Here is a 6713-nt window from a genome sequence, read left to right as displayed (position 1 = left end):
ATTGTATAGTGCTCTAATTAATTTTTCAACTTGATAAGTTTATTAATTGATGTATGGAACGCTTTTTTTAATCTTGCCTTTGATGTGGCTTGTTGATTTTAAAAGGTTTTTCTTAGGTTTTGCGGCTATTGTTAAATCTTGTGGTAAATAAGGTATTGTCCTCAAGGAGTTTGGTTACACAAGTGAAAATTTAAAAATAGTTCGGAGTCTAACTATTTTGCTTGGTGAGAATTAATGTGTTTTCAAAAATGGTGAAATGTCTTTTAGGCGACAGTTTAAGTGCAAAAGCAGACATACACTTATTGCTCAATGTGTGAAATGTGGTAAAAACTTATGAAGACATTAGAGCAATACCTCGGCGAATACGGCCAATATCATAGAGATCCGAGAAATATATATACTCACTATGCGGGTATACCACTTATTGTCTTTTCGGTGTTTTGTCTTTTAAGTAAGCCTGCACTTTTAACGGATGTACTGCTTTTGGGCGAGACTATAGTGAGCCCCGCTATAGTAGTATGGGTTATTGGAAACCTATTTTATTTTAAGCTCGATAAAAAACTGGGTTCAGTAATGGCCTTAATTACCGCCGTTATGGTGTACTTTGCTCAATCAGTTGCCGCGCTTGGTGTCATCGCTTGGTTGTCTGTGTCACTAGGTATTTTTGTGGGTGGTTGGGCGCTTCAATTCGTGGGCCATCACTTTGAAGGAAAAAAGCCTGCTTTTGTTGACGATATTATGGGGTTGGCAATTGGTCCCTTGTTTGTACTAGCGGAAGTGGCGTTTGAGATGGGGCTTCGCAATAAATTGAAGCAAGACATTGAACAGCGTTGTGGCCCCATTCGACACTAAAGTGTGTTTTAAAGGCGTGTTTTAAGGGTGTTATGACAGCACGCTAGGCTAAGATGGCAAAGGCCTCTTCGGTTTTGCCTGCTATGGCTTAGCGCGCTATTTAAATTAAAGCTAGCCTTTCATGTTAGCGAGAGTGGCTTTCCTTAACTGCATCTTAGATTCTGCAAAAGCCTGACGTGGCAGCATCTTAAGCTTGTCTGCATAACCTAGCGCCGTTGCCAGTACTTGGTCTTGCGGTACGGCTGCATCCAGAAAGCCTGCTTTGACCGCTTCTTTACCTTCATAAATACGAGAGAATAACAGCGCTTCTGTTTGGCATGTATTGGCAAGTCTTGCTTTTGCTAGCTCCATACCAAAAGGAGGCAATACCATACCAATTGCGGTTTCATTAAGGCCGTATTTGGTGTCTGCATCTTTACCAATACGCAAATCTGCTGCCATCAATAAAATGGCGCCCATCGCGATACTATGACCCTCTGCTGCAACCACCACAGGTAATGGAAAGCTGTACAGGCGAACGATAAGGTCAGCGCCTGCTTGAACAAGTTCAAGCTGTTTGCTTTTGTCATCAGCTTTCATTACCGACAAATCGAAGCCGCCACAGAACTTACCTTCACCGCCGTGAAGCACTACGGTATTTGCTCTCTGTTCGGCCTCATCTAGTGCGTTGTTAAGTTGTTCTATTAGCGTGAAGCCAACCGCATTTACCTTTCCGTCGTCAAAGGTAATTACAGCAATATCATTATCTATTTTTAAATCGAAAGCCATGTTGTGTTTTAGCTCCATTTCAGTAAGTGACAAAGGGCAAATCTCAAAAGGGCCACTATCATACCTATACACAACGTAAAATGCCCACTTCGAGAAAGTAATAAAGTGCGATTTATAATGGTGATAGAGCAAATGAAAACTTCACACAACATGAAATTCAGCGTTACACTCTAGTTTTAGTAACCACGTTAGCGCGATGCGCTAAGTAACTTATCACGGATGTTTGATGCGCCCTCATTTGAAAATTCTTGTTATAGAAGATGCCGCTGATTTGCTTGAGCAAATCACCACAAGTATTAGCAATACCATCACGTATTTTGACCGTGATGATGTAGAAATAAGTCTGATAGAGGCAAGTGCGGTAGCAAAAGCGTTACAGTTTGTGCGTGACGACGGAGACATTCAAGCGGTTGTGTTTAGCTGGGACGTGGTAGCAAAAGAACACGAACTCGTTAGTCAGGTTGCTGACTCTGACGACAAAGGTGCCGTTATTCAAAACAACGCTCGTGTTATTGATGCCATCAAACGAATACGCCCTGAGCTGCCGGTTTACGTATTGGGTGATGCGGTTAAAGGACTGGACATCGTTAATCAGGCCAACGGTATAGAGTCATTCTTTTATCGCAATGATATTATCTCAGACCCAGAATCTATTCTGGGTTACATCATTAATGACTTTGATGATAGAAATGAAACGCCGTTTTGGACTGAGTACAAAGATTATGTTGTAGAAGCAAACGACTCTTGGCATACACCAGGACACAGCGGCGGCGCGAGCTTTAGAAACTCCCCTTACATCAGTGACTTTTACCGCTTCTTTGGACGCAACGTGTTTGTCAGTGACCTTTCGGTGAGTGTGGACTCATTGGGATCGCTATCAGATGGCACACATGCCATTGGTAAAGCGCAGGCTGCTGTGTCGAATACATTTGAAGTGCGTCATTCTTACTTTGTCACTAACGGTTCTTCAACGTCGAATAAAATAATTCTGCAAACGTTGCTGCGAGAGGGTGATAAAGTTATAGCCGATCGCAATTGTCATAAATCTGTGCACTACGGCATTATTCAAGCGCGCGCAATGCCAGTGTATCTCGACAGTGTGTTTAACCCAGAGTATGGTATTTTTTCACCGCCGCGCATGGCGCAAATTAAAAACCTTATAGAGCAAAATACTGATGCAAAACTCATTGTTCTTACCGGTTGTACGTACGATGGTTTGCTCACCGACCTAAAGCAAGTGGTTCAACTTGCGCATGAACATGGCATTAAGGTTTTCATTGACGAAGCCTGGTTTGCATATTCGCTATTTCACCCAGCATTGCGTGATTATTCTGCTATTGCGGCTGGCGCCGATTACATCACGCATTCAGCGCACAAAGTGGTTTCTGCGTTTTCTCAGGCGTCATTCATTCATGTCAATGATCCCGACTTCGACAAAGACTTCTTTAAAGAGATCTTTGCAATACACACCAGTACGTCGCCAAAGTATCAACTCATTGCTTCGTTAGACGTCTGTCGTCAACAGTTAGAGATGGAAGGGTATAAAATTCTCAATGAGTTGTTGAGCAATGTGGCTGAGTTAAAAGCCCAAATGGCTAAATTCAAGCGTTTGCGGGTGTTAAGTCCACAAGATTTTGCCACAATGTTTTCGCACTTCGAAAGCGATAACATTGGTCATGATCCACTTAAAATCCTTATTGATGTTTCCGCATTGGATTATTCTAACCAAGAAATTCATCGATTCTTAATGGACGAAGTGGGTCTTGAAATAGAAAAGTTTACGCACAGTACAATCTTGGTATTGTTAACGCTGGGCGGCATGCGCTCTAAGATAGTAAGACTATACAATGCGTTAAAGCGTTTAGACGATGGTGCCGTAAACTTAAGTAAGCGCAAAAGCAAAAGCCCACTGCCGGCTGATATACCGCCCATTCATTTGGACGATTTACCTTCGAAAGCGTTTTTTAGCAAGCGCGAGGCAATAGCGTGGCAAAGTAGTGTAGGGCGTACTGCAGCAGGTTTAATCACGCCGTATCCTCCTGGGATCCCACTGATTGTGCCAGGACAAAAAATTGAGCAAGCTCATATTGATTACTTGCAGGCGTTAGCGAGTCAAAAGCTTACCGTGCAGGGAATTTACGATGGTGAAATATACGTAGTGGAAGACGAGTAAAGGAATAAGACAATAATGAAAAAAGTAAACGCATCATTAATGGGTTTGGCACTGGCGTGCAGTGTTACCCAAGCATTAGCGAAAGATTATATTTCACAAGAACAGCTTCCCGACTGGTTCAACGACGCGGTGAAACGCGAGGTAAAAATTACTGAAAAGTCGAATGTTACACTTGCAGAGTTTCCGCTAAGCGCTGCAATTTTGGGAAAGTGGTCTGATGTAGAGAAAGCCGATACGTATTGGTATTACACCGTTGACATCGGCACTGACACCCCAGTGGAGTGTTGGGCATTTCAAGATTACGATGGCCCCGCAAATTCACTTGTCAATATGATGAAGTATGCGACAGAGAATATCGCTACATTGCACAAAAGAGCACTAACCAGCCAGTACAACTACTCACTAAATGTGGAAAATATTGCCGATACAGCAGTACTTGATTATCAGGTGCTTTATAACTTGGGAACAGGTGCAGAGCAGTTAACCGGTTTAATGAAGGGGTTATCCGCCGAGTCTCCTAATGGTCTTCAAGTGTGTCTACACAACGAAATTGGCTATCGCGAAACCTTTAAGGATGTCTTTACCTCGTTTGTTAATGCAACGGATAAAAGCGCTCATGCAACACCGTTTTTTAACTCAGTTAATTCGGTATTTATGAATAACGAATTGGTTGGTGTTGCGGTTGAGAAGTTCACTAAAGATGCTGATGGTGATGTCGAAATTAGAGAAGCGCTTTCAATGATTTTGCCCGTAGATGCAAACAATGTCGCTACAACAGATACTGTTACGCGTTCATGGAGTTATGCTGATGGAGAGTTAATTAACGCCTATACCTATTCGGTAGAGAACAGTGAAATGTCTTCGTCGCTATCGTTATCGGAATCTGAAGGTGTATGGGCTGTTGAAGGCGAAATACAAGGTAAGCCCATTTCAGCACAGCTAGAATATCAAGGTGAGTTTGTTTCTAACTTTGGCACTTACCTAGTGGTTGACGAACTGAATAAGACCGACAAAGAAACAACCACGTATGTAACTTGGTCTGCCGATACTGACCCGACAGTACCAACTACGACAACCATGTTGAAAGAGGGCAAGCAGGATGGTCTATATCTGTATAAGGCTGATATGGAAGGTTTTGAGGTAAAATATAAGGCCAACGATGACCTTATAATGCAATCCGCTACCATGAGTATTGGGCCTGTCTCCATGTTAATAAAACCGCTTTTCGTTTCCGGTAAACCTACAGCGTTATGATGCGTTTATGCACGTTAGTGTTGTGGCTACTTGCAAGTGTTGCCCACGGGCAAAGCTCGCCTACCTTCGCACAAATCGAATTAACGCTTCATTCGGAACAAGCATTACCGCTACCGTCAAATATCCAGTTTGAAGTGGTGGTGAATAAACCGTCTGAGTATCAAGCTCTCTTAGCTGGCTGGGAGGGTGTGCAAGTAGATAGCGTGTTAGGTAATACGCTCACGCTATCACTGAGTGAACACTACGTAGCGAATGCGCCGGTCATTAATAAGCACACCCAGAGTAGTTTTGTAATTGATTATGACGAGCCTCAAGTTCAATCCGTTCTAACGCAGTTTAAGCAAGCTAATCCGGTATCAACGCCACATTTGCTTGGGCAAAGCATAGAGCAGTACGTGTCGACGTATATTACTGAACCTAGCTACATTCACAATTTTGCGTTTGCCTCTACCGTTGCTAAAAGTAAAAGTGGTGACTGTACAGAGTTTGCGGTGTTGACTGCGGCGTTGGCTAGAGGTCTTGATGTGCCCGCTCGCGTGGTTGTGGGCTCAGTTCTTGTGGAGGTCGATAAAACACTAGAAGCGTTTGGTCATGCTTGGAACGAACTGTATATCGACAACAGGTGGCAGCGTATTGATGCGGCGTTAACCAATCAGCAAAACGCGCGCGTGTTTTACTTACCGAGTTACGTGCTTGATAACGAGGGACCTGGGTACGCGTTAGCGCTAGGCAAAAGCATGTTTACGTTACCACAGCGCATAACCGATGTAAGAGGGCGAAAATAGGCGTAACAATAGTTTGTTGTGTACCACGCAGTACTTGAGTTTTCGTCTGTTTGGCTTACACTTGCGCCGCAAAAGATTTTAAGGTCAGGTTTAATGAAACTCAGTGATGTAAAAAAGCTCCACCAAAAGAAATACCGGTCTCAATTCGGCTATTATTTGGTGGAAGGAGAGCATCTGGTACTTGAGTTGATTAAGGCCATTAATAATAAACAGGTATTTTTGAATCTGAGTGATATCACCTTTTATGCAACCTCACAGTACGCCGATTGGCTTTCTAACAAGCTGTCAACAAACTATAAGGTTGAAGTTCTTAGTGAACAACAAATGGTATCGTTGAGCGATACTAAATCACCTCAGGGCATTATTGCCCTTGTTCCATTACCGAAAAAGCGCTCGACCGAAACAAGCAATAAAACCTCGGCGAACACCTATTGTGTGTACCTTTATGAAACACAAGACCCAGGCAATTTAGGCACGATATTAAGAACCTTGGCATGGTTTGGCAACGTCACATTATTGATGAGCCCAAATAGTGTTGATCCTTACAATTCAAAGGTAGTGCGAGCCAGCATGGGGGCTATATTCCACGTTGATATGGAGCTTAATGTGCCCCTTGGGTCATTGAATGATAGATTCCAGCACTTTGCTTACTTAGACATGAATGGGAAAAAAGTAATGTCGCCCACATTTGGTGATTATCAGTGCTATCTTTTTGGTAACGAAGCGAGAGGCGTGCCTAGAGAAGTGTTAGCTAGCCTCAACGCAGAAGCATTCACCATTCCAGGGTGTGGCAAAATTGACTCATTGAATCTGGCCAGTGCCGTCAATATGTGTGTCTATGAACTTTCGCGTTAACTCGCAGCTGTTGCAACCCCTTAATA

The 6713-nt window shown here is 43.1% G+C and carries 6 protein-coding genes; 5 read left to right on the top strand and 1 reads right to left on the bottom strand.

What is annotated here, in order from left to right:
* Nucleotides 1–333: 333 nt before the first annotated feature.
* Nucleotides 334–852 carry an Mpo1 family 2-hydroxy fatty acid dioxygenase gene (locus tag LHL20_RS08840; RefSeq protein ID WP_226433039.1) on the top strand — a complete coding sequence of 173 codons (519 nt, stop codon included), beginning with the start codon at nt 334–336 and terminating at the stop codon, nt 850–852.
* 111 nt (nt 853–963) lie between these two features.
* Here LHL20_RS08840 and LHL20_RS08835 read toward each other — a convergent pair whose 3' ends face one another.
* Nucleotides 964–1620 carry a crotonase/enoyl-CoA hydratase family protein gene (locus tag LHL20_RS08835; protein WP_226433038.1) on the bottom strand — a complete coding sequence of 219 codons (657 nt, stop codon included), beginning with the start codon at nt 1618–1620 and terminating at the stop codon, nt 964–966.
* 226 nt (nt 1621–1846) lie between these two features.
* On the opposite strand from LHL20_RS08835, the gene LHL20_RS08830 reads away from it, so the two are divergent.
* From LHL20_RS08830 to LHL20_RS08815, 4 genes are all read left to right on the top strand, one after another.
* The gene (locus LHL20_RS08830; RefSeq protein WP_226433037.1) at nt 1847–3793 is read left to right on the top strand and encodes an aminotransferase class V-fold PLP-dependent enzyme; all 1947 of its coding nucleotides are present in this window, start codon (nt 1847–1849) and stop codon (nt 3791–3793) included.
* Between the two features lie 15 nt (nt 3794–3808).
* Nucleotides 3809–5047 carry a hypothetical protein gene (locus LHL20_RS08825; RefSeq protein WP_226433036.1) on the top strand — a complete coding sequence of 413 codons (1239 nt, stop codon included), beginning with the start codon at nt 3809–3811 and terminating at the stop codon, nt 5045–5047.
* Entirely contained in the window at nt 5044–5832 is a 789-nt protein-coding gene (locus LHL20_RS08820; protein WP_226433035.1) for a transglutaminase-like domain-containing protein, read from the top strand. Before LHL20_RS08825 ends, LHL20_RS08820 begins: the two co-directional genes overlap by 4 nt.
* 93 nt (nt 5833–5925) lie before the next feature.
* The gene (locus LHL20_RS08815) at nt 5926–6687 is read left to right on the top strand and encodes a TrmH family RNA methyltransferase (RefSeq protein WP_226433034.1); all 762 of its coding nucleotides are present in this window, start codon (nt 5926–5928) and stop codon (nt 6685–6687) included.
* Nucleotides 6688–6713 lie beyond the last annotated feature (26 nt).

This window comes from Alteromonas sp. McT4-15, assembly GCF_020515205.1.
Classification (GTDB): domain Bacteria; phylum Pseudomonadota; class Gammaproteobacteria; order Enterobacterales; family Alteromonadaceae; genus Alteromonas.
This window is presented reverse-complemented; position numbering and strand designations above follow the sequence as displayed.